Annotated in this window: 20 protein-coding genes; 10 read left to right on the forward strand and 10 right to left on the reverse strand. The window is 69.8% G+C overall.

The features are described from left to right. Positions 1-72: 72 nt before the first annotated feature. Entirely contained in the window at positions 73-705 is a 633-nt protein-coding gene (locus AB0C30_RS26525; RefSeq protein WP_357949059.1) for a DUF305 domain-containing protein, read from the reverse strand. Between the two features lie 175 nt (positions 706-880). Between AB0C30_RS26525 and AB0C30_RS26530 the strand changes: the two genes are divergently transcribed. Beyond that, on the forward strand, positions 881-2272 hold the full coding sequence (locus AB0C30_RS26530; RefSeq protein WP_357949062.1) for a hypothetical protein: 1392 nt from the start codon (positions 881-883) through the stop codon (positions 2270-2272). Positions 2273-2412: 140 nt separating this feature from the next. Here AB0C30_RS26530 and AB0C30_RS26535 read toward each other — a convergent pair whose 3' ends face one another. After that, positions 2413-3537 carry an aminotransferase class V-fold PLP-dependent enzyme gene (locus AB0C30_RS26535; RefSeq protein ID WP_357949065.1) on the reverse strand — a complete coding sequence of 375 codons (1125 nt, stop codon included), beginning with the start codon at positions 3535-3537 and terminating at the stop codon, positions 2413-2415. A gap of 82 nt (positions 3538-3619) precedes the next feature. On the opposite strand from AB0C30_RS26535, the gene AB0C30_RS26540 reads away from it, so the two are divergent. Beyond that, entirely contained in the window at positions 3620-4156 is a 537-nt protein-coding gene (locus tag AB0C30_RS26540) for an XRE family transcriptional regulator (protein WP_357949068.1), read from the forward strand. Positions 4157-4209: 53 nt separating this feature from the next. Beyond that, positions 4210-5571 (forward strand): hypothetical protein, encoded by a 1362-nt coding sequence (locus AB0C30_RS26545; protein ID WP_357949070.1) that lies wholly within the window; start codon positions 4210-4212, stop codon positions 5569-5571. Positions 5572-5580: 9 nt separating this feature from the next. Here AB0C30_RS26545 and AB0C30_RS26550 read toward each other — a convergent pair whose 3' ends face one another. Further along, positions 5581-6555, reverse strand: a complete 975-nt coding sequence (locus AB0C30_RS26550; RefSeq protein WP_357949073.1) for an RDD family protein — start codon at positions 6553-6555, stop codon at positions 5581-5583. 51 nt (positions 6556-6606) lie between these two features. On the opposite strand from AB0C30_RS26550, the gene AB0C30_RS26555 reads away from it, so the two are divergent. Continuing rightward, a complete protein-coding gene (locus tag AB0C30_RS26555; RefSeq protein WP_357949076.1) occupies positions 6607-7599 on the forward strand; it encodes a stage II sporulation protein M in 993 nt (330 codons plus the stop codon). Between the two features lie 17 nt (positions 7600-7616). Here the strand turns inward: AB0C30_RS26555 and AB0C30_RS26560 are convergent, their stop codons facing one another. The 5 genes from AB0C30_RS26560 to AB0C30_RS26580 form a co-directional block, all read right to left on the reverse strand. Further along, positions 7617-8990, reverse strand: a complete 1374-nt coding sequence (locus AB0C30_RS26560) for a DUF58 domain-containing protein (protein WP_357949079.1) — start codon at positions 8988-8990, stop codon at positions 7617-7619. After that, a complete protein-coding gene (locus AB0C30_RS26565; RefSeq protein WP_357949082.1) occupies positions 8990-9967 on the reverse strand; it encodes a MoxR family ATPase in 978 nt (325 codons plus the stop codon). The genes AB0C30_RS26560 and AB0C30_RS26565 overlap by 1 nt, the downstream gene beginning before the upstream one ends. After that, positions 9957-11144, reverse strand: a complete 1188-nt coding sequence (locus tag AB0C30_RS26570; RefSeq protein ID WP_357949085.1) for a DUF4350 domain-containing protein — start codon at positions 11142-11144, stop codon at positions 9957-9959. The genes AB0C30_RS26565 and AB0C30_RS26570 overlap by 11 nt, the downstream gene beginning before the upstream one ends. A 72-nt stretch (positions 11145-11216) precedes the next feature. After that, positions 11217-11837, reverse strand: a complete 621-nt coding sequence (locus AB0C30_RS26575) for a DUF4129 domain-containing protein (RefSeq protein WP_357949088.1) — start codon at positions 11835-11837, stop codon at positions 11217-11219. Then, a complete protein-coding gene (locus AB0C30_RS26580; RefSeq protein WP_357949091.1) occupies positions 11834-13063 on the reverse strand; it encodes a glycerophosphoryl diester phosphodiesterase membrane domain-containing protein in 1230 nt (409 codons plus the stop codon). Before AB0C30_RS26580 ends, AB0C30_RS26575 begins: the two co-directional genes overlap by 4 nt. Before the next feature lie 269 nt (positions 13064-13332). On the opposite strand from AB0C30_RS26580, the gene mtrA reads away from it, so the two are divergent. From mtrA to AB0C30_RS26610, 6 genes are all read left to right on the forward strand, one after another. After that, complete coding sequence (gene mtrA, locus AB0C30_RS26585; RefSeq protein ID WP_043620615.1) at positions 13333-14010, forward strand: MtrAB system response regulator MtrA; 678 nt, start codon at positions 13333-13335, stop codon at positions 14008-14010. 18 nt (positions 14011-14028) lie between these two features. Continuing rightward, positions 14029-15777: an MtrAB system histidine kinase MtrB gene (gene mtrB, locus AB0C30_RS26590; RefSeq protein WP_357949094.1), complete on the forward strand. Its 1749-nt coding sequence runs from the start codon at positions 14029-14031 to the stop codon at positions 15775-15777. Positions 15778-15787: 10 nt separating this feature from the next. Then, positions 15788-17557 (forward strand): LpqB family beta-propeller domain-containing protein, encoded by a 1770-nt coding sequence (locus AB0C30_RS26595; RefSeq protein ID WP_357949097.1) that lies wholly within the window; start codon positions 15788-15790, stop codon positions 17555-17557. Positions 17558-17907: 350 nt separating this feature from the next. Beyond that, positions 17908-18690, forward strand: a complete 783-nt coding sequence (locus tag AB0C30_RS26600; protein WP_357949099.1) for a phosphoribosyltransferase family protein — start codon at positions 17908-17910, stop codon at positions 18688-18690. 608 nt (positions 18691-19298) lie between these two features. Next, positions 19299-19958 carry a ribosome-associated translation inhibitor RaiA gene (gene raiA, locus AB0C30_RS26605; protein ID WP_357949102.1) on the forward strand — a complete coding sequence of 220 codons (660 nt, stop codon included), beginning with the start codon at positions 19299-19301 and terminating at the stop codon, positions 19956-19958. Between the two features lie 170 nt (positions 19959-20128). Then, a complete protein-coding gene (locus AB0C30_RS26610) occupies positions 20129-20827 on the forward strand; it encodes a response regulator transcription factor (protein WP_357647853.1) in 699 nt (232 codons plus the stop codon). 567 nt (positions 20828-21394) lie between these two features. Here AB0C30_RS26610 and AB0C30_RS26615 read toward each other — a convergent pair. Together AB0C30_RS26615 and AB0C30_RS26620 are read right to left on the reverse strand one after the other, a co-directional pair. Further along, complete coding sequence (locus AB0C30_RS26615) at positions 21395-22576, reverse strand: crosslink repair DNA glycosylase YcaQ family protein (RefSeq protein WP_357949105.1); 1182 nt, start codon at positions 22574-22576, stop codon at positions 21395-21397. Positions 22577-23051: 475 nt separating this feature from the next. Next, the gene (locus AB0C30_RS26620; RefSeq protein WP_357647849.1) at positions 23052-23312 is read right to left on the reverse strand and encodes an HGxxPAAW family protein; all 261 of its coding nucleotides are present in this window, start codon (positions 23310-23312) and stop codon (positions 23052-23054) included. Positions 23313-23506: the final 194 nt, after the last annotated feature.

Here is a 23506-nt window from a genome sequence, read left to right on the forward strand (position 1 = left end):
GCCAACATTCCTGGTTTCCAGGGCACATTCCTGGGGGCGGCTTCTAGAGCGCCCTCCTGGTGGGTCCGGCTGCTAGAGCAGTTGGCCCATCCGCCGGATTTCCGCCGCCTGGCTCACCGAGATGTCCTCGGCGATCTCCTGGACGCGCAGGTGCGAGCCTTGGGTGATGACCTCGGTCGACATGGTGATCGCGCCCTGGTGGTGAGCGGTCATCAGCTGGACGAACAGCTGGTCGAACGCCGGGCCCTTGGCCGCCTTGAGGCTCTCCATCTGCTCCGGCGTGGCCATGCCCGGCATGCCCTCGTGGGCGGCGTGGTGGTCGGGCACCTGCTGGCCCTGGGCCTTCAGCCAGTCCGTCATCATGGCGATCTCCGGGCCCTGCACCTGGTTGATCCGCGACGCCAGGCGCTTCACCCCGTCGTTCGCCGACCGCGAGGCGGCCAGCAGGGCCATGTCGAGGGCCTGGCGGTGGTGGATGATCATGTTCTGCATGTAGCGGACGTCGGCCGCGTTGGCCTTCTGGGGCGGTACGGCGGTGGCGGCCTCGCTCGGGCTCAGCGTCCTGGCCTCCTCGCCGGGTCGTCCGGGAGCGATGACGGGCGCCGTGGCGTCGGCGGTCGGGGCGGGCGGGGCCGCGGAGGTGCCCCCCGAACAGCCGGTGACGAGCAGGATGGCGCAGGTGCCGACGGTTAGTGCGTAGCGCACCTGACCTCCTTGACCGCGGGGAGTCGCGACGTCGCACTATAGACGCCTCTCCGACTCCAAGGAAATAGGGCAAGTCAGCAAATTTATTGACACAGTGCTTGCTAGGCGAGAGCTGACAGTCCGGGTCAGAATCTTGTCATTTATGTGTGCCTTATGACCCGGAAGGAGCCCGAGGGTGCTGACCCTTCGCAGGACCCTGGTCGCGGCCGGAGCCGCCGTCGCGTTAGGACTGACGGCGCTGCCCGCGTTGGCCGCCGACATCCCGCCGGCCGACACCGTGGTGACCAGCCCGAACGTGACCCACGTGCTGAACATCCCCAAGCCGGCGCCGATCGCCGCCACCATCAACACCGACATCGCCTTCCAGGGTGACTACGCCTACGTGGGCAACTACGGCGGCTTCTCCATCTACGACATCCGGAACCCGAAGAAGGCCACACCGGTCAGTTCGGTCGTGTGTCCTGGAAGCCAGATGGATGTCACCGTCTACGGCAATCTGCTCTTCACCGCCGTCGACTCCTCGCGCAGCGACGACTCCTGCAACAGCACGGCTCTGTCGGCGGATCACAAGGAGGCCTGGGAGGGCATCCGGATCTTCGACATCAGCGACAAGACCGCGCCCAAGTACATCAAGTCCGTCGAGACGAACTGCGGCTCGCACACGCTGACGCTGGTGCCGGGCAAGGGCTGGGACAAGAAGAAGAACGTCTACATCTACGTGCAGTCGTACAACCCGAACGCGACCTTCCCCGACTGCCTGCCGCCGCACGACAAGATCTCGATCGTCAAGGTGCCGCTGAAGAACCCGACCGCGGCGGCCGTCGCGGCCACCCCGGTCGTCTTCCCCGACGGCGGCAACGAGACCCAGCCGGGGCTGCTCATCCCGACCAGCGGCTGCCACGACATCACCGTGTACGCGGAGAAGGACATCGCGGCGGGCGCCTGCATGGGTGACGGCGTGCTGTTCGACATCTCCGACCGGCTGAACCCGAAGGTCACGGCCAGGACCACCGACCCGAACTTCGCCTTCTGGCACTCGGCGACGTTCAGCAACGACGCCAAGAAGGTCGTCTTCACCGACGAGCTCGGCGGCGGCGGCGCGGCCACCTGCAACGAGGCGACCGGGCCGAACCGCGGCGCCGACGCGATCTATGACATCTCGCACGGCCGGCTCGTCTTCAAGAGCTACTTCAAGATCCCGCGCTACCAGGCCGACAGCGAGAACTGCGTCGCGCACAACGGCTCGTTGATCCCGGTCAAGGGCAAGGACATCATGGTCCAGGCGTGGTACATGGGCGGGGTCTCGATCTGGGACTTCACCAACTCGGCCGCGCCGAGGGAGATCGGCTACTTCGAGCGCGGCCCCCGCGCCGACAACAGCGGCGGTGGCGTGTGGTCGGCGTACTACTACAACGGCTACATCTACGCCGCCGACTTCCACGAGGGCCTGGACGTCATCAAGATCAATGACCGGCTGACCGACGGCGCCGCACGGGTGCACGCCGATCAGCTGAACGTCCAGACCCAGCAGTCCTACCGCGAGTGGGGCTGGGGCTACGACGACTGAGCCGGCCACCCGGCACTGATCCCGCCATCTGGCACTAAATCCGGCCACCTGGCACTGATCCGGCCACCTGGTACGGCGGAGCCCACCCGGCTCCGCCGTACTGGCGTAAGTCCTGAGACCTCCGTTGTACCGGCGGAGCCTCAGGACTTGCGGCAGAGGCTGATGGCGTCCGCGACGGCCGCCACGTCGGACCGGTCGTTGTAGTAGTGGAACGACATGCGCAGCAGGTCGCCGCGCGGCGCGGTCACGATGCGCCGCTCGGCCAGCCGGGCGGCCAGCCCTTGGGGGTCGTCGTCCGCTATCGCCACCTGCGGCCCGCGCGCGCCGGCCGGGCTCGCCACCCGCTCGCCCGCCGCCGCCAGCCGCTCGGCCAGCTCCTCGACGAGCTCCGACACATGATCCTGTACGGCCCGCGGGTCCACCCGCTCGATGAGATCGAACCCGGCGTTGGCCGCGTAGGCCGACGGCACGGGCGGTGTGCCGGTCTCGAAGCGCCGCGCGTCCCCGGGGAAGTCCAGCAGCCGGGTGTCGAACGCGAACGGGTTCACCCGGCCGAACCAGCCCGTCAGCTCCGGGTCGCGCTGATGCTCCAGGCCGTCGCGCACGTAGAGGAACGCGATGCCGGGCAGGCCGAGCAGGTACTTCAGTGAGCCCGAGGCCAGATAGTCGCAGCCGAGCGCGCGAACGTCGATCGGGGTGACCCCGGTGGCCTGGTAGGCGTCCACGAACACCCGCGCCCCCTGCTCGTGCGCCAGCCGTACGACGTCCTGGGCGGGCAGGCGGGCGCCGTTGCGGTAGGTGATCAGCGGGACCGACACCAGGTTGACGCGTTCGTCCACCACCCGCGCGTACGCTCCGGCCTCGACGTACTCGCCCATGTCCGCGGCCACCCGCACCTGGGCGCCGCGTCCGCCCTGCGCCAGCCAGACGTGCGCGATCGACGGGAACTCCAGGTCGTTGGTCACGATGCCGGGGCGGCTCGACCAGTCGAGCGACGAGGCGACCTGGAAGGCGGCCTCCGACGCGCACGAGAGCACCGCGATCTCGCCGGGGGAGGCCCCGATGAGCCGGGCGAACCGCTCGCGGGCCCACTCGACCTCGGCCATCCACACCTCCCAGGGAGCGCCCTTGTCGCGGAGCGAGTAGCCGATCTCCTGCAGCGAGTACGCCAGCTGGGCGGACAGGGCGCCCTGGCTGCAAGTCGCCAGATGCACAGTGTCGGCCAGCGACGGAAACTCCGCCCGGAATTGGGCAGCGTTTAACATATGTAACATTCCGGGCCGCCTGTCAGCTGATTTCCTTGAATTCAATAAACCTTCAATCACGCTACATCGATAGGATCGCCGGATGATTGGCACCAGAATTCGCGAGCTCCGGTCCGAACGTAATCTCACCGTGGCGCAGCTCGCGACTGCCTCGGGGGTGCCGAGCGCGTTGCTCAGCCAGGTCGAGCGCAATCGGGACGACCCCAGTCTGGAGACCCTGCGGAAGATCGCCAAGGCGTTGGGGCTGCCGCTGTTCAGCCTGTTCCAGGAGTCGGATCCGGCGCTCGTGGCGGTGATCCGCGCCGACGCCAGGGTGCGGGTCAAGTCGCCGGCCGACGGGATCACCTACACGCGCGTGTCGCCGGGTCGCGGACTGCTGGAGGTCCTGGAGGGGCACCTGTTGCCCGGTGGCTCGTCGGCCGCCGAGCCGTGGACGCATCCGTCGGAGGAGTGCGTGATGGTGCTGCGGGGGCGGCTCGTCGTCGAGGTCTCAGGCATCAACCATGAACTCGAGGCGGGCGACAGCTGCTATTTCGACTCCTCGCTGCCGCACCGCTATCTGAACACGGGCACCGAACCCACCGACTTCATCATTGCCGCGACGCCCCCTAGTTACTGATTTTTCCTGTCATAGTGATGCGGCTAGTGCCAACCCAAACCAGGAGGTCCTTCGTGGTGTCCAGATTCGGCCGCGCCTTGATCGTGGCGGGAGCGGCGTTGCTGGTGCTGCCGGTGCTACCGGCCCAGGCGTCGGACGGCGTCAAGGCCAGCGCCAACGTCAAGCTCGTCGCCAACGTCCCGAAACAGGGGCCGTTCAAGGACTCCGAAGCCTACGACACCGACCTGGCCTTCCAGGGTGACTACGCCTTCCAGGGCAACTATCACGGCTTCACGATCTACGACATCAAGAACCCGGCCAAGCCGGCGGTCGTCAGCCGCGTCACCTGCCCCGCCGCCCAGAACGACGTCTCGGTCCAGGGCGACCTGCTCTTCCTGTCGGTGGACGAGTCGATGACCAATGACTCCTGCAAGGCCGACGCCGAGACGCCCAGCGTGAAGTCGGCGTGGGAGGGCATCCGGATCTTCGACATCAGCGACAAGAAACGGCCCAAGTACATCAAGGCCATCGAGACCGCCTGCGGCTCGCACACGCACACGCTCGTGCCCGACAAGACGCGGCCGGGCAAGAAGAGCACGGCCGTCTACCTGTACGTCTCGTCGTACGGGCCCGCCAAGTCGTACCCCGACTGCAAGCCGCCGCACGACCGGATCTCGATCGTCAAGGTGCCGCTCGGCAAGCCCACCTCCGCCAAGGTCGTCGCGCGCCCGGTGCTCTTCCCCGACGGCGGCAACGAGAAGCAGGAGGACCTGCTCGCCCCCACGACCGGCTGCCACGACATCACCGTGTTCCCGGCCAAGGACCTGGCCGCGGGCGCCTGCATGGGCGACGGCGTGCTCATGGACATCTCCGACAGGGAGCACCCGAAGGTCACGGCCAGGGTCACCGACGAGAACTTCGCGTTCTGGCACTCGGCGACGTTCAACAACACCGGCACCAAGGTTGTCTTCACCGACGAACTGGGCGGGGGCGTCATGGCCGCCTGCAACGCGGCGGTCGGTCCCCAGCGGGGCGCGGACGCGGTCTATGACATCACCGACGGCCAGCTCGCGTTCAAGAGCTACTACAAGATCCCGCGCAACCAGACCGGGGACGAGAACTGCGTGGCGCACAACGGCTCGCTGATCCCGGTCGCGGGCCGCGACATCATGGTCCAGGCGTGGTACCAGGGCGGCGTGTCGATCTGGGACTTCACCGACTCGTCGGCGCCCGCGGAGATCGGCTACTTCGACCGCGGCCCGCTGAAGCCCCAGAACCTCGGCGGCTCCTGGTCGGCCTACTACTACAACGGCCACATCTACAGCAGCGACATCCAGAAGGGCCTGGACGTGCTGACCATCACCGACCAGCGGACCGACCCGGCCGCTGCGAAGCGGCTGAAGGTCCTCAACACCCAGACCCAGTACGCCTACTGACCCGCCGGGTTACTGGGGCGGCACGAACCCACCCGGAGTCGCCTGCGGCGGCGACTCCGGCGCACTCGGCGCCTGCGGCTGGTACGGCTGGGCGGCCTGAGGTTGGTACGGCTGAGCGGGCGGCGTCGTCGGCGGATAGGGCGCTTGGTACCCCGGCTGAGGCGCCTGGTACGCCCCCGGTTGCGCAAAGGGCCCCGGCTGGGGGAAAGGTCCAGGTTGGACCGGGGGCGTCATGCCGTTGCGCTGGGCCAGCCGTACCTGGTCGCGCCTGCGACGCTCGGCCAGGACGGCGCTCAGGTACGCGTGGGGCGGCACCCCGGACGGCGCGGCCGGCGAGACGAACGCCGCCACCTGAGTCGCGATGCGCATCCCCACCTCGTGCTGGATCTGCGGCGACAGGTCGTGCCAGCGGGAGACGTACTGCCGGGCGGCCGTCGCCACCTCCTCGGGCAGCTGGGAGAGCTCCAGCGTCGCGGCCCAGGCGGCCAGCGGTGGCGGCATCATGATCAGATGCCCGTCGGATCGCGGCCCGCGCTCCGAGATCACGATCGTGCCCGCGAAGATGTCGCCCAGCCGCTTGCCCCGCTGGGAGACCAGCGAGGAGATCAACGCCGGCGCCCCGGAGAACATCCAGAACTCCACCAGCCCGGCCAGCCCCCGGAACAGCGCCTGCCTGAACCGTTCGGGGCTCCCGTCGTCGCTGACCACCCGCAGCCCGAGCGCCAGCTTGCCGAGGCTCCGCCCTCTGCTCACCGTCTCGAAGATGACCGGGTAGCCCACGATCACCAGCACGAGCAGCACGATCGACACGGCCGCGAACAGCGCCGTGTCGGTGACCAGGAAGAACGCTTGCAATGCAACGTACGTGGCGATCAGGACGGTCATCTGGACCGCCATGTCGATGATGAGCGCCAGGGCGCGGGACGGCATCTGGGCCACCCGTACCTCGACGACGACGGCGTCACCGGTCACAACCTCTGACATACGTGGAGCCTAACGGCATTGACCCGATGGATGACCGGCCACAATGGTCGGGTGGACATCGATGCGTTCGTCACCGCACACCGCCCGGTATGGGACAGATTGGAGCACTTGATCAAACGCCGCTCCTCCCTGACCGGTCCCGAGGTCGACGAGCTGGTCGACCTCTACCAGCGGGTGTCCACGCATCTGTCGATCGTCCGCTCGTCCTCCGCGGACGCGATGCTGACCGGCCGCCTGTCCGCGCTGGTGGCCAGGGCGCGGTCGGCGGTGACGGGCGCGCACACGCCCGCCTGGCGGGAGTTCGTCAGGTTCGTCACCGTGTCGTTCCCGGTGGTGGCCTACCGGGCCAGGTGGTGGTGGCTGGCCACGTCGCTGGCGTTCATCGCCGTCTCGTGGGTGCTCGGCGCGTGGGTGGCGAGCAATCCCCAGGTGCAGACCTCCATCGCCTCGCCCGACGAGATCACGCAGCTCGTCGAGCACGACTTCGCCGACTACTACTCGGAGAACCCGGCCGCCTCCTTCGCCGGACACGTGTGGATCAACAACGCGTGGGTCTCGGCGCAGGTCATCATCTACGCGATCCTCCTGGGCCTGCCGATTCCCGTGCTGCTCTGGTCGAACGCCGCCAACCTCGGCGTCTCCGCCGGGCTGATGGCCTCCCGCGGCAAGCTGGACATCTTCTTCGGGCTGATCACCCCGCACGGCCTGCTGGAGCTGACCGCGGTCTTCCTGGCGGCGGCCGTCGGCATGCGGCTGGGCTGGACGGTCATCGACCCCGGGCCGCGCAGGCGGGTCGAGGCGCTGGCGGAGCAGGGCCGGGCGGTGGTCAGCGTGGCGCTCGGGCTGGTCGGGGTGCTGTTCGTGTCAGGGCTCATCGAGGCGTTCGTCACGCCGTCCGGGCTGCCGACCCCGGTGCGGGTGGGCATCGGGGTGCTCGCCGAAGGGGCCTTCCTCGCGTACGTGATCGTCTTCGGCAGGCGGGCCCTGCGCCGGAACGAGACCGGCGACCTCGAACGTGCCCCGGACGTGGCCCCCAGCGCCTGAGCTCGACCACAGGCCGGCTACAGGCGGCCGGCGGCCTTCAGCGCCAGGTACGCGTCCGCGAGGGCCGGGGCGATGTCCTCCGGGGGCGCGTCCACCACCTCGACGCCGTGGCGGCGCAGCCGGGCGGTGATGCGCCGCCGCCCCAGCTGTGTGTGCTCGGCCGCCGCGGCGTCGTACACCTGCTCGGCCGTGTCCTTCTGGGCCGCCATCGCCGCCACGCGCGGATCGGAGACGCCCGCGACCAGCACCAGGTGGCGCGCGGACAGCTGCGGCAGCACCGGCATCAGCCCCTCTTCGAGCGCGGCCGAGTTGAGGTCGGTGAGCAGCACGACCAGGCAGCGCCGCTTGGCCCGGGACAGGACCGCCGCGACCATGCCCTGCGAGTCGGCCTCGATCAGCTCCGCCTCGATCGGCGCCATCGCGTTGACCAGCGAGGACAGCAGCTCGGTGCGCGAGGCGCCGGCCACCCAGGCGCGTACGGCCCGGTCGTAGGCGAGGAAGTCCACCTGGTCGCCCGCCTTGGCGGCGAGCGCGGCCAGCAGCAGCGCGGCGTCCATCGACCAGTCGAGCCGGGGCCAGCCCGGCACCGGCCGGGGATCCGGCTTGACCAGCAGCCCACCGGCGCCGGCTTGAGCACCGGCCATCGGCGTCGGGGCGTCGCCCACCCGGCCGGCGGAGGTGCGGCCGGTGTCGAGCACGATCAGCACCCGCCGGTCGCGTTCCGGACGCCAGGTGCGCACGACCACGTCGTGGCGGCGCGCGGTGGCCCGCCAGTCGATCGAGCGTACGTCGTCGCCCACCACGTACTCGCGCAGCGAGTCGAACTCGGTGCCCTGCCCGCGTACCAGGGCCGGGTGCTGGCCGTCGAGCTCACGCAACCTGGCCAGCCGGGAGGGCAGGTGCTTGCGCGACAGGAACGGCGGCAGCACGCGCACCGACCACGGCGCCCGGTGGGTGCCCTGACGGGCGGCCAGGCCGAGCGGCCCGAGCGAGCGCACGGTGAGCGCCACGGACTCGCGGTCGCCGCGCCTGGTCGGGGTGAGCGTGACGACGAGCTTGCGGCGCTCTCCGGCGGGCACGTCGAGCCGCTGGGAGCGCGGTGAGGCGCCCGCGGAGGGTGGCCAGGCGTCCCTCAGCAGACCGCGTACGCGCCTGCCGCCCGGGTTCTCCACCACCAGCTCGACCGTCGCCTGGCCGCCGAGCCGGACCAGCCGGTCGCCCGAGCGGTGGAAGCGCAGCGGGCGGACCGCGCCCGCGAACACCAGGTCCACGATGATCGCGGCGGCCAGCAGCAGGCAGACGCCCGCGACCGCGGGTCCCGGATCGGGCGCCAGCAGCACGACCACGATGCCGATCGCCGCCACCAGCCCGGCGCGTCCCGTCAGAGCCATCAGCGCGGGACCGGGACCGAGGCCAGGATGCCGTCGAGCAGGCCGTCGGAGGTCGCGCCCTCCAGCTCGGCCTCGGGCCGCAACTGGATCCGGTGCCGCAGGGCGGGCCTGGCCAGCGCCTTGACGTCGTCGGGCGTGACGTAGGCGCGGCCCGACAGCCACGCCCATGCCCGAGAGGCGGCCAGGAGCGCGGTCGCGCCACGCGGTGAGACGCCGAGCTGGAGCGACGGAGAGTTCCTGGTGGCCCGGGAGACGTCCACGATATAGCCGAGCACCTCGGGCGCCACGTGCACCTTCGACACCGCCTCGCGGCCCGCTTCGAGGTCCTGGGCGGTGGCGACGGGCTTGATCTCGGACAGGTCGCGCGGGTCGAAGCCGCGCGCGTGCCGTTCGAGGACCATGATCTCCTGGTCGCGCGGTGGCAGCGGCACGGTCAGCTTGAGCTGGAACCGGTCGAGTTGCGCCTCCGGCAGCTGGTAGGTGCCCTCGTACTCGATCGGGTTCTGCGTCGCGCACACCACGAACGGGTCGGGCAGCTTGCGCGCGTCGCCCTCCACGCTGACCTGCCGCTCCTCCATCGCCTCCAGCAGCGCGGCCTGGGTCTTCGGCGGGGTGCGGTTGATCTCGTCGGCCAGCAGCAGGTTGGTGAACACCGGCCCCTCGCGGAACTCGAACCGCGCCGTCTTCGCGTCGTAGATCAACGAGCCGGTCACGTCGCCCGGCATCAGGTCGGGCGTGAACTGCACCCGCTTGAAGTCCAGCGAGAGCGCGGCGGACAGAGTGCGGACCATGAGCGTCTTGGCCACGCCCGGCACGCCTTCGAGCAGCACGTGCCCCCTGCACAGCAACGCGATGACCAGCCCGGTCACCACGGCGTCCTGGCCCACCACGGCCTTGGACACCTCGGCGCGCAGCGCGCTGAGCGCGTCCCTGGCCGCGTCACCGCCGGGCACGTGGGCGGTCTCCTCAATGTTCACTGACGGTCCTCTCGATGACGTCCAAGTAGCGTGCCAGGCCGACGAGCCCGGCGTCGTCGGCGGGGGGCGGGCCGTACAACGCGGCGCCGATCTCCTGCGGGTCCTGGCCGGTCCGTACGGCGATGGCGGCCACCAGCTCGTGCCGCCCCGAGCCGGAGCCGAGGCCGAGCCGGGGCGTGAGCCGGTCGATCGTGCCGGCCCTGAGCGAGTCGGCCGCCCTGCCCCTGGCCCGTCTGGCCCGGTAGAGCCGCCCGCGTCCCTCGACCGTCTCCGCGGCCCGCACGACGACGGGCAACCGCTCGGTCACGACCGGCCCCAGCCGCCGGCCCCGCCAGAACGCCACCAGCGCCACCGTGATGACCGACATCAGCACGGCCCAGGGGATGCCCGCGGGCATCAGTTCGTAGATGGACTGACCGGCCTCGCCGGGCAGCTCGCCCACCGGCGGCGTCTCGGGCGCCACCAGCCAGGTCACGGCCTTGGCCGAGCCCAGCAGGTTGAGGGCGAGCGCGGCGTTGCCGTCCTCGGCCAGGCGCTGGTTGGTCATGAACTCGCCGCTGCCCAGGACCGTCGTGGTGCCGCCCGCGTTGGGGTAGCTGACCAGCGTCGATCCGTCGCCCGCCGGGTAGCAGCCGATGGCGCCGGACGGTCCGGCGAACGCGCTGCCGCCGATGAACGCGCTGCCCGCGGCCTTGGCGGCGGGCAATGAGCACTCCGGCTCGCGGGAGCGCTCGCGGGCGCCGCCCCGCTCCGGCCGTACGCCGGGGGCCAGCTCGTCGAGGTCGAAGACGTTGCCGACGATCACCCGGTCGCCCTGGATCGCGGCCAGCTCGCGGGTGTTGGCGTAGGTCGCGTCGGTGATCAGCAGCAGCCGGTCGCCCGGCGCGGCACCGTTCGCCTTCGCGGCGGCCGCCCCCGACGAGTCGACCCGGTCGACGGTGACACCGCGGTCGCGCAGCAGCGCGGCCAGCGCCATCGAGCCGGACAGCGAGGAGTCGGCGGGATCCAGGTGGCGGGCCGGGCGGGAGTCCGGTTTGAGTAGCACGCTGAGGACCGCGGCGAGCACGATGAGCGCGCCGAGCAGGACGATCATCCGGCTCGCCCGCCAGGTCGAGCGCACGGTCGGGGCGGTGGAGTAGGACTCGCCGGTCTCCTGGGGGCGCATGTCGAGGCTCATGAGGTTCCCCCAGTCGGCGGGACCGGTCTGGCGCTCATGGGGTCCTCCCGGTCGGCGGGACCGGCCTGACGCTCATGGGGTCCTCCCGGCCAGCGGGACCGGTCTGGCCTGGCGGAGCCGCTCGTCGAGCTCGCTCATGGCGGTGTACGCCTCCCGGGTGCCCGGCACGTCGCCGTAGGTCACGTCGTCGAACGAGCGGGCGGCGGCCGTCAGTTCCGCGGCGAAGGCGGGCAGCGCCTGGCCCGCCTCGGCGGCCAGTTCGTCGGCCGTGCGTCCGGGCAGCCCGTCGACCAGGGCCCGCTCCTCCAGGTCGCGGGCGATGGCGCGCAGCCGTTCCTGGATCGCCTCGGTCCAGCGGCCCTGGGTGGCCAGCCGTTCGGCCGCCTGGCGGTGCTCGGCGGCGGTCATCCTCCGCTCGCCGAACAGGCCGTCCGCCGCCGTCGCGTTCGCCCGCGAGGTCTTGCGGAGCTGCCATACGACCAGCGCGATGACCCCGCCGATGATCAGTACGATCACGACGGCGGAGATGATGCCGCCGGTCGTGCCGCCGCCCGTGGCCGCGTCCATGAGATCGCCGACGAACTGGGTGAAGCGCCGGTACGCCTGGTCCAGCAGTGATTCCTTCTCGTATCCGGGCTTGAGGAGCTCATCCGCAGCCCTGCGCGCGGCCTCCCCCCTGTCGATCGGCGTCACGGCCTGGCGGAGTTGGACGGGTGCCAGAGCTCGTCGGCCGAGGCGTGCACCCAGCCCTGACGCTGCTGCTCGATCGCCGCCGTCTGCAGCACCAGGTCGAACGCCTCGCTGCGCATCCGCCGGTCGGCGTAGAGCAGGCCCGAGACGCCCGCCTCGAACGGATAGGTGATCATCGCGCCGAGCGTGCCGCCGATGGTGATCAGCACCGTGGACAGCACGGTGGCGCCCGCCGACTCGCCGAGCAGGCCGAAGAGGGTGCCGGCGATGGTGAAGGGCACCTCCAGGATGCCCGCGACGAGCCCGACCAGCAGCGAGGTGAGCAGCAGGATGCCGAGCACCCGCCAGAAGTCGCCGGTCACGAGGTTCCAGGAGCGCCGCAGGGCATCGATGGGGCCCCTTCCCTCCAGCACCACGGCCGGCGCCGCGAGCGCGAAGCGGGTCCGGAAGTACAGCACGTAGGCGAGGTACAGGATGAGCAGCAGCCCGGTGATCACGAGCACGCCGCCCGCCGCGGCGGGCGAGTCGTCGCCCGCGCCGGTCGCGATGACCGCGACGATGATCAGCGCGATGACGACCAGCGGGACCAGCATGATGACGGCCATCAGCCCCACCACGCCGAACAGCGCCGGGACGCGGCTCTTGGTCAGCTGCCACGCCTCTCCGGCGGAGATCTTGCCGCCGAACACGGCGCGGCCGAGTATCCGCATCAGCACGCCGGTCAGCAGTGTCACCACGACGAAGCTGACCGCGTAGGAGACGAGCGCGCCGCCGTACTGGGCGATGAACCCGCCGTACAGGCCGGTCACGTCCGCCTGCTCCGCCGAGGACGGATCGTTCAGCACGCCGCGCATGGTGTCGAAGGCGAACACCTGCCCGATCGCGATCGGGACGGCCCCGAGCAGGGCGGCGACCGCCGAGAGGCCCAGCACGGCCTTGGGGTTGGACCGGATGAGTTTGATCGTTCCGTCGAGGATGTCGCCCAGCCCCAGCGGCCGTAGGGGTATGATCCCCGGGCGCAGTGCGGGCGGGTGCGGCATGTAGCCGTAGCCGGGCGGCGGCTGCTGATAGGGCGGTTGCGGACCGGAGCCGGGTGGCGGTTGCTGCGGCTGTTGGTGCTCGAAGCCGGGGGCGGTCCACGGCGAGGTCTGCGGGGCGCCGTAGGGAGGGGGCTGTTCTGGAGCCCAGCCTGGTGGCGTCTCGGGCGAGGGACCGTGACCGTCTGACATATCCCAATCCTGGCATGGTGGGCGGGGCATTGGTGTCGTGCGTACGATTCGCCGGCGCAACTCGCCCGCATTCCAGGGCGTTCCGGCGCAAGGATCTCATCGAAGGATGGCCGAAAGTCGTTCCGTTACCGCAGACTGAGATTGCGGTCGCGGATGCAAGTCTAAAACTCGTCTTTTGCGGGTCTCATGTCCCACGCATGGGCCAACTAAGGGTAACCTTCAGCGATCGTGCGGGTATGTCCCAGAATGCGTAGAACGAATGAGGGGCCATGAAAGGTCGCGTGCTGGTCGTCGATGACGACGCCGCTCTCGCCGAGATGCTGGGCATCGTGTTGCGCGGCGAAGGCTTCGAGCCATCCTTTGTCTCAGACGGGGACAAAGCCCTCGACGCTTTCCGGGACACGCGCCCGGACCTGGTGTTGCTCGACCTGATGCTGCCGGGGGCCGACGGCATCGACGTGGCGCGCAGGATCCGGGCGGAGTCGGGGGTGCCCATCGTCATGCTCACCGCCAAGAGCGACACGATCGACGTCGTGCTCGGTCTGGAGTCGGGGGCCGACGACTACATCGTCAAGCCGTTCAAGCCGAAGGAGCTCGTGGCCAGGGTGCGGGCGCGGCTGCGCCGTACCGACGAGCCCACTCCGGAGATCCTGCAGATCGGCGACATCACCATCGACGTGGCCGGCCACTCGGTCAAGCGCGGCGAGGAGACCATCAACCTGACGCCGCTCGAGTTCGACCTGCTCGTCGCGCTGGCCCGTAAGCCGCGCCAGGTCTTCACCCGTGAGGTCCTGCTGGAGCAGGTCTGGGGCTACCGGCACGCGGCCGACACGCGCCTGGTCAACGTGCACGTCCAGCGGCTCCGGGCGAAGATCGAGAAGGACCCCGAGCACCCCGAGATCGTGGTCACGGTCCGTGGTGTGGGCTACAAAGCCGGGCCGGCCTGACCGGCGCCCGACCCTGCCATGCCCCCGACTAGCCAGAAACGACTCCGTCGCCGTACTCTCCGCCAGATTCTCGGCGGGGTCCGGCGGCGGACGCGGCGTGCGGCGGGCAGGGCACGGAGCGTATGGCGGCGCTCGCTCCAGCTCCAGGTGGTCACCAGCACGCTGGTGATCTCCGTGACCGTGGTGGTCGTGCTCGGCGTCTTCCTGTCCGACCAGATCAACCGGTCGGTCATCGAGAGCCGCCAGCAGTCGTCGGCCACCGAGGCGCTCGCCGACCGCGTGCAGATCGCCGACGCGCTCAGCCAGAAGCCCGACGACCAGGCCAAGTCGACCTCCGACGCGAGCGGCAACGCGCCCGCCGACCCGCTCGACGAGGTGATGGACACCATCACCGGCTCCGGCGAGAACGGCTCCAAGAAGCGCTACGAGGTGCTGGTGCTCAACACCTCCAACCCCGGCAGATCGCGCGCCTCGGGCAACGTCACGCCGGAGGACGTGCCGCTGGCACTGCAGCAGGCCCTGCGGCGCGACGAGCGGAAGTTCATCTTCGACAAGCCGTACCGCTTCACCGCGCCCATCACGTTCACCGGTGAGAGCCAGCCCACGCCCACGCTGGTCATCGCCGGCGTGGTCAGCCTCCTCAACGGCGAGAACTACGAGGTCTACCACTTCTTCCCGATCAGCGAGGAAGAGCGGATGCTGTCCAACGTCCGGCTCGCCATCGCCGTGGTGGGCCTGGGCCTCGTGGTGCTGCTGGCCGCCATCGCCTACCTGGTCGCCCGGCAGGTGGTCAGCCCGGTCCGGCTGGCCCGCGAGGCGGCCGAGCGCCTGGCGGCGGGCAAGCTCGACGAGCGGCTCAAGGTACGCGGTGAGGACGACCTGGCCCGCCTGGCCACCTCGTTCAACGAGATGGCCGTCAACCTGGCACTGAAGATCCACCAGCTGGAGGAGCTGTCCCAGGTCCAGCGGCAGTTCGTGTCCGACGTCTCCCACGAGCTGCGTACCCCGCTGACCACGGTCCGGATGGCCGCCGACCTGCTCTACGACGCCCGCGAGGACTTCGACCCGATGGCCGCCCGCTCGGCCGAGCTCATGCAGGCCCAGCTGGAGCGGTTCGAGTCGATGCTGGCCGACCTGCTGGAGATCAGCCGCTACGACGCCGGCGCCGCCACGCTCGACCTCGACCCGGTCGACGTACGTGACGTGGTGCTGCGCGCGATCGGCGACTCCGAGGCGCTGGCCGAGCGCCACTCCACCCGCTTCGAGCTGCGGCTGCCCAACGAGCCGTGCATGGCGGAGATCGACAACCGGCGGGTCGAGCGCATCCTGCGCAACCTGCTGTTCAACGCCATCGAGCACGGCGAGGGCAGGGACGTCGTGGTGACGGTGGGCGCCGACCGGGACGCGGTGGCGGTCGCCGTACGAGATCACGGGATCGGCCTGAAGGCGGGCGAGGAAACCATGGTGTTCGACCGGTTCTGGCGCGCCGACCCGTCACGGGCGCGGACCATCGGCGGCACCGGGCTGGGCCTGGCCATCTCGCGTGAGGACGCCTCCCTGCACGGCGGCTGGCTGCAGGCGTGGGGGCAGCAGGGGGAGGGCTCGCAGTTCCGGCTGACGCTGCCCCGGGTGGCCGGGACCGACCTGAAGGGGTCGCCGCTGTCGCTGGTGCCACCGGAGATCGAGATGCGGCGTACGTGGCGCGGGCAGATGACGCCGGTACTGCTGCCCGCCTCGGCGGACGGGGCTGGTTATGACGAGGACTAGTCCTTCGGTTTTGTTGCGGATCAGGCGGCTCGGCGTTGCCGCCGCCGTCGTCGCGGCTCTCCTCTGGAGCTCGGCCTGCGCGGTGATCCCCGTGGGCGGTCCGTTCCCGGTCGGCGAGGCCGATGGCGGCGACCCGATGAACAAGCCGTTCCAGCGCATGGTCGCCATCCCGCCGCAGGCCGGCTGGTCGCCGGAGCAGGTGGTGACGGGCCTGCAGGCCGCCATGGCCGCTTACGCCGACGACCCGGAGATCCTGGCGAAGTACCTGACTCCTGAGGCGCGGCAGGCGTGGAAGCCCGGCGGTCCGGTGACGGTCCTCGACAACCTGGTGAAGTACGACGTGGAGGGGAAGATCGGTGACAAGGAGATCACCGTCACCCTCTCCGGCACCCAGGTCGCCCGCATCGAGAACGACGACACCTACGTGCCCACCTCCGGGGGGGTCGACAAACCGTTCACGCTGATCAAGGACCAGCAGGGCGACTATCGGGTCAAGTCGCTGGTCGGCGGCCTCCTGCTCACCGAGGCGGACGTCACCCGCGCGTACCGGCCGACGAACCTCTACTACCTGAACGGCACCCCCGGCAGCGGCGGCGCCAACTCGGACATGCTCGTCGTCGACCGGGTCCGGCTGCGGCTCAAGCCCACCGAGAGCTTCGCCAAGACGATCATCGAACGGCTGCTCAAGGGCCCGAGCAAGGCGCTGCAGGGCGCCGTGGAGAACGTCTTCCCGCACGGCACGCGGGTCGAGTCCGTACGGGCCGGGGACGACCGCGTGGTGATCAACCTCAGCGGTCCCATCGACCCGGGCGGCATCTTCACCAGGGGACTCCAGGCCCAGCTCAGATGGAGCCTGACCAGCAACAACGTGGCCAACGGCCGGTACATCGAGGTGCAGCTGGACGGCGAGCCGTTCTACTCCTCAGAGGCCATGACCATCCCGCCCAACATCAGCGACCCCTGGCTGGGCACCTCCTCGAACGCCGCCTACTACACCAGCAAGGGCGCCGTCTACGCGATGGCCACCGAAGGCCCTGGCCGGCCCGTGGCCGGACCCGCCGGCCAGGCGAACAACCAGTACTCGGGCTTCGCCGTGGCGGTCGGCGGCTTCTCCGTCGGCCAGGGCGCCGACCTCATCGCCGCCAAGTCGAGCGCGGGCGGCATCTGGGTGACCACGGCGGCGGCGGACGGCCGCTGGCAGCAGTGGATTCAGGGCGCGAGCGCGGATCTCACGCCGCCTTCCTGGCATCGGGATGGCACCCTATGGACGTACGACCGCCGGAACGGCGCCGTGCTGCGGTGCAATCCGGGCGCCGGGCGCGGGCCTGAACGCATCGCCGCGCCCAGCCTCGACGGGTTCGACGTCACGCGGCTGCGGATCGCCAGGGACGGGGTGCGGGTGGCGGTGACGATCGGCGAGCACGAGATCCGGGTCGGCGCCATCACGGGAAGCGGCGCCGCCATCATGCTCGGAAATTTCCAGACATTGAGCACGGTCGACGACGAGAAGATCCGGGACCTGGCCTGGCGCGACGGCGAGCACCTGGTGGTGCTGTCGCAGAGCAAGGCCGGGCCGGTGGTCAAGGAGATCAACGTGGGCGATGGCACGATCACCAAGCTGCCGTCGGACACGCGACTGCGGACGCTGGCCGCGCAGGGTGAGCGGATCCTGGCGGGGACCCAGAAGAAGAACGAGATCCTGGAGTCCAACCTGGACAAGCAGAACTGGACCTCCAAGATCGCCGCAGACGCCGACACCCCGCTGTTCCCCCTGGGCTGACCGGACCCTTCCGCCTGGGCTGATCGGACGCTTCCGCCTGGTCCACCTGGACGCTTCCCGTGGTCGGCTGGAAGCTCCCCCCAGAGTCGGCCGGGCTGCGACTGGCCGCCATGCCGGTGCTGACCGGACGGCGATCCGCCATTCGTGTGGGGGTCATTCCTGGGTTGATAGGGCGGTAGCTGCCCGCCCGCCAGGGGCGCCCCTTCTCCTGACAGGGGACATCTGGACCACCGGGTTCCGGGGGGACGGATCCGCCGCTCAGGCGGGGCCGTCCTTGGGCTGATGGGGACGGTGACTGGCCGTCCGTGCGGGGGGCCGTTCGTGGGCGGAAATCGTCGGGGTCGACGGGCATGCTGGTCCTCGTGTTCGCCGCTCTCGCCGACCTTGCTGACCTGGCCCTTCCCCAGAGCTGCCTGGGCTGTGGCACCAAGGGCCCGCGCCTGTGCGGGACCTGTCTGGACCCCGCCCCGGCCCGCCGCATGCCGAGACCCGCCCCCGACGGCCTCCCCGAGTGCTGGTCGGCCGCCGACTACACGGGGGCCGTGCGCGAGGCGATCGTCGCCTACAAGGAGCGTGGCCAGACCACGCTGGCCCATCCCCTGGCGACGGCCCTGGCCTTCACCGCCTGCCACGCCCTGGCCTTCACCGCCGGTCACGCTGCGGCGGACCGCCCTGCCACACCCCTCGGGAACCGCCTCGCCACACCCCTCGGGGACCGGCCCGCCACACCTGTGGCTGTGGCGGTCGTCCCCGTGCCCAGCGCCCGTCGAGCTCTCCGGTCGAGGGGTCACGACCCGGTCGGCAGGCTGGCCGCGCTGGCTGTGCGGCAGCTGGCGGCGTTCGGTCACCGGGCGGAGCTGTGGCCCGCGCTCGGACAGGCGCGTCAGGTTGGCGACCAGGCGGGCCTGAGCGCCACGCAGCGGGCCGCCAACCTCGCCGCCTCACTTCGGGTCACCCCCGCCGCGAAGGCCCGCCCAGCGGCCCCTGTGCTACTCGTGGACGACATTGTGACCACGGGCTCCACACTGGCCGAAGCCGCCAGGACACTCCGGGTGCACGGCGTTGACGTCCTGCTGGCGGTGACCGTGGCCGCGACACGCCGAAGATCTTGCAATCCATTACGGTCACACTGAGTAAAGAGAGATCATTTTTCTGCTCTCACTTGGACGTCACATGTGCCTACCCGCTGGGCAGCGGTGGGGCAGCTCAGGCCTCCGTGAGGGAGGGGGATATGTGGCCCGGCGTACGCAAAAAGGGGCATCCGTCACGTGAGTCACATCGGAGGAAAATCACAGAAAGTGATCGTTTGACCGATCCCTAGGCTGACATTCGTCTCCGATGCGGATAGCGTTCTGACATGGCACCCGTTCGGGTCCGTGGTTGCGCAGGGCCGGGAGTCCCGGCTCTGCTAGCCGATGCCAGCCGCAGGCAAAACGGTCCACGTAAGGCGACTCTTTGTCGACCGATCACGGTGCGGCTTAGGGGTAAGTCCTGCCTTCCCGGGGGTCCAGATGTCCCCCGTCAGGAGAGAAGGGCAGTAGTGGCATCAGAGCCGCGAAATCCTCAGCAGGCGGATGTGGGGTCGAAGACCAGGTCGGCCGGGCGGGTGCCACCCGAGAACCCGGTGACGGAACGTCGGAAGAGGGTAACGGTGACAGCAGAGAGGCAGACGGAAGACCCCGCCCGGCAAGCACGTCGTCGGGCGCTCTTTCTCAGTCGTTAGACGAAGGGGGGCTGTTGCATGGACATCATCGTCAAGGGCCGGCACACAGGAGTGAGTGATCGGTTCCGAGACCAGGTGGAGACCAAGCTGGCCAGGATCGAGCGTCTGGACAACAAGCTCATTCGAGTTGATGTGGAGGTGTCGAAGGAGCGCAATCCGCGCATCGCCAGCCAGCGAGAGCGCGTCGAGCTGACCATTCACTCTCGAGGACCCGCCATTCGCGCGGAGGCTTCCGCCGACGATCGATTCGCCGCCCTGGACATGGCGCTGGACAAACTGGAAGGCCGGCTCAGGCGCCTGTCCGACCGGCGCAAGGTGCACCACGGCAACCACGCCCCGCCCTCCGTCGCGGAGATCACCGCGACGCTGCCCGAAGCCGCCGACCTGGCGCCACCGCGCAAGGCCGAGGTCGTACCGGAGTTCGACGAAGAAGAAGAGCTCCCCGACGACAAGCAGTATGACGACATCGTCCCCATCGAGATGGACGGCGACGGGCCGCTCATCGTACGAGAGAAGCACCACAAAGCGGAACCCATGACCATCGACCAGGCCCTCCTCGAGATGGAGCTGGTCGGCCACGACTTCTATCTGTTCCGTGACAAGGAGAGTGGCCAGCCGTGTGTCGTTTACAACCGGCGCGGCTACAACTATGGCGTACTTCGGCTCGTAGAGCCGTGACGCAGCGCTAAAAGATCTTCTCGACCACCCTAGGACCGCGTGAGACATGCCATCATTGGCGGTCCAACGGCTCTGGCCCCCCGACGAGGAGGAGACGTGAGCGAGCTCAGTCAGGTCATGAGCGAGCGAAGCGCGGAGATGGCGGTCTCCAGGCTGATCGAGGAGGCCTGGTGACGGAGTCCGGCGAGGCGCGCCCGTCAGGAGGCGAGCCGATCCGCGTCCTGATCGTGGACGATCACGAGCTGATCAGGCGGAGCCTGGCTCTGGCGCTGGCCGCCGAGCCAGACATCGAGGTGGTCGGTGAGGCGAGCGACGGGCATGAGGCGGTCGAACTGGCCGACCGCCTCATGCCCGACGTGGTGCTCATGGACGTACGCATGCCGCGGCGCGACGGCATCGAGGCGGCCAAAGGCATCAAGGCCTCGGTGCCGAGCACCCGCATCATCATGCTGACGGTCAGCGACGAGGAAGAAGACCTCTTCGAGGCCATCAAGGCGGGCGCGACCGGCTATCTGCTCAAGGACGTGCAGATCAACGACGTCCCCGCCGCCGTGCGCGGAGTTCACGAGGGCCAGTCGCTCATCAATCCGGCCATGGCCGCAAAACTCATCAACGAGTTCGCGAACATGAGCAAGAAGGAGAGCGAACGCCCACCCCAGCTCCCCGTGCCGCGGCTGACCGAGCGGGAGATGGAGGTGCTGCGCCTGGTGGCCAAGGGGATGAACAACCGCGAGATCGCCAAGCAGCTCTTCATCTCCGAGAACACGGTCAAGAACCACGTCCGCAACATCCTCGACAAGCTGCAGCTCCACTCGCGCATGGAGGCTGTGGTCTACGCGGTACGCGAGCGCATGCTGGAGATCACCTGACATCGCCCTCGGGCGGGCGCGGCGGCTACGGATCGCCCGCCCCCTCGGTGGGCGTGCCGGGTGACGAGCGTCTACGCCCGCGGTGAGCGTGACGGCTATCGGCCACCTACGCGCCCCTCGGTGGGCGTAACGGCTGTGCCCACCAGTCCCTGCGGTGGGACATGGCGGGTGCAGATTGCCTGCGTCCTCGACGAGTGTGGCGGCTGCCGACCGTCTGCACCTGCGGTGAGCGTGGCGCGTCCTGCCGCATGCCCTGCGGTGATCGTGGTGGCTGCCGACGACCTACCCGTCCTATCGGCGGGCGTGGCGGTGATTCGTCGGCAACGGACGCAAGTAGGCGATGAGGCTTTGTCGCCACTCGCCGCCCATTAGGCGACGGAGTGGCGGTCAGTCCTGCCCCGGCTTCAGACGGCGATTACCCGAGGTCCGCCCCCCGGTCCGTCCGACCGGGGGCTACCTGGCTTTCGGCCCGAGGTGCGCCCGGCCCGAGGTCCGACTGGGGGTCGGGCACACCTGGTGTCCGACCCGAGGTCCGGCTGGAGCACTCCCGGGGTCTGGTCCGAGGTCCTATCTGGGGTCTGTCTCCAAGTGGGCGATGAGGGCGGGGTCGGCGCGTTCGACTCGTACGGTGTCGCAGCCCACCCACTCGGCGGCCGACCACAGCGCGTCGCTGAGGGCGTCGGCCCACTTGGCGCCGGTGAGGCCCGGCTCCAGGCTGAGCTGTCTGGCCACCAGCGTGGTGCCGTCGCGGGCCGGGTCCACTCGGCCGATCAGCCGGCCACCGGCCAGCACCGGCATCGTGAAGTAGCCGTGCACCCGCTTGTGCTTGGGTACATAGAGCTCGAGCGTGTAGTTGAAGCCGAAGACCCGCTCGGTCCGGCCGCGATGCCAGATGAGCGAGTCGAACGGCGACACCAGCGTCGTCCGGTGCCGCCCGCGCGGCGCCGACTCCAGAGCCGCCGGATCGGCCCACGCGTTGGTCTGCCCCCTGGTCGAGGGCCAGCCGGTCACGCGTACGGGCACCAGCCCCGTGGCCCCGCTCAGCAGCGTCTCGTCGAGGATGGCGGCGAACCTCCCCTTGAGCCGCAGGAAGTCGATCAGGTCGCCCCGGGTCGCCACGCCCAGCGAGGCACCGGCGATGGCCGCCAGCCGTACGATGCACTCCTCGTCGGAAAGGTCCTCGGCCTGGAGTTCGGCGGGGACCACGCGCTCGGAGAGGTCATAGACCCGGCGCCAGCCGACGCGGCGGCTGCAGACGAGCTCGCCGATGTCCAGCAGCCATTCCAGGCCGATCTTCGAGTCGGACCAGTCCCACCAGGGGCCGCCGTTCTTGGCGCCGCCGACGTCGGAGGTGGTGAGCGGGCCCGAGGCGCGTACCTGCTCCAGCAGCTTGTCCACGTGGTCGGGCACCTCGTGCCAGCGGTAGCGACGATTGCGGTAGGCGCGCCGCCTGAAGGAGTAGAGGGGCCAGTGCTCGATCGGCAGGATGCAGGCGGCGTGGCACCAGTATTCGAAGCTCTGGGCGGGATTGTGCCAGTAGGCCCGCTCGACCTTGGGCCTGCCCACCGCGCCCAGGCGCGCGTAGGCGACGAGCTCGTGGGAGCGGGCCAGGACCGAGATCGTGTCGAGCTGGATCGCGCCGAGCCTGCGGAGCATGCCGTGCACGCCGCCTCGGCGGGCGTCGGCGCCGAGCAGGCCCTGGGCGCGCAGGATCAGCCGCCGCGCCTCGTCGGCCGTCAGATCCGTCATATCAGCACATTGGTACGGCTATGCATGCCGCGATGCTAGCGGCGGCCACCGACAGAAACCGACGGGAGGAAAAGAGGAGACGATGGCCCGCCGCCTGATGCCCGGCATGGGCGGGCGTCCGCTGTGACGCCTGGACGAGCGATGGCCCGCCGTGTGACGCCCGTATGAGACGCATGAGAGAGGTCCGCCGCGTGGCGCCCGCATGAGACGCATAAGAGAGGCCCGCCGTGTGACGCCCGCATGAGAGGGGTCGCTGCGAAGCCCGGATGGGCGATGGTCCGTCCGCCCGCGTGACGCGCACGTGAGCCGGGACGCGTACGTCAGCGGGGTCCTGCGACGCGTGGCGCACGGGAGCGGGGTCCGCCGCGTAGCGCGCGTACGCGAGCGGCGGCCTTCCGCGTCTGTGTCGGAGGCTCAGGCGGCCTGGAGGGGTAGGGTGCCGGAGGTTCGGGCGTCCCCGAGGTTCGCCGGAGGCTCAGCGGTGGTCTTCCGCGTGGAGTCCCGCCCTGGGCGCGTCGATCACGACGTCGGTGAAGATGTCGAAGACGAGGGCGAGGATTCCGCCCACGACGAACACTCCGGCGCCGATCCAGATGAGCGTCCAGTTGGCGGCGGTCATCCCATAGCCGGCGACGACGGTGCCGAGCAGCATCACGGTCACCGCGAGCCATGAGGACGCGCGGCCGCCATGGTTACCGAGATTCTCCGTGTGCTCTGACTTGCGCCCCTCAACCATCACAAATCCTTCCCTTTGCCGGATATCCCGCTAACGGTGCAAACCACGGGCTTACCGGCATACGCTCTGCCTGGACCCCATTCTCCCAGACATGCCCGACGCTCTCGTCGTCGCGGTGGCTGTGTCTGGTTGCTGAACCGCCTACGATGGCAACGGGGAAGTTTGTCTCAGCCTCTCCTCCTGGCGGCGCCGCC

Origin of the sequence: Nonomuraea sp. NPDC048901, from assembly GCF_040649695.1 — a bacterium.
Taxonomy (GTDB): domain Bacteria; phylum Actinomycetota; class Actinomycetes; order Streptosporangiales; family Streptosporangiaceae; genus Nonomuraea.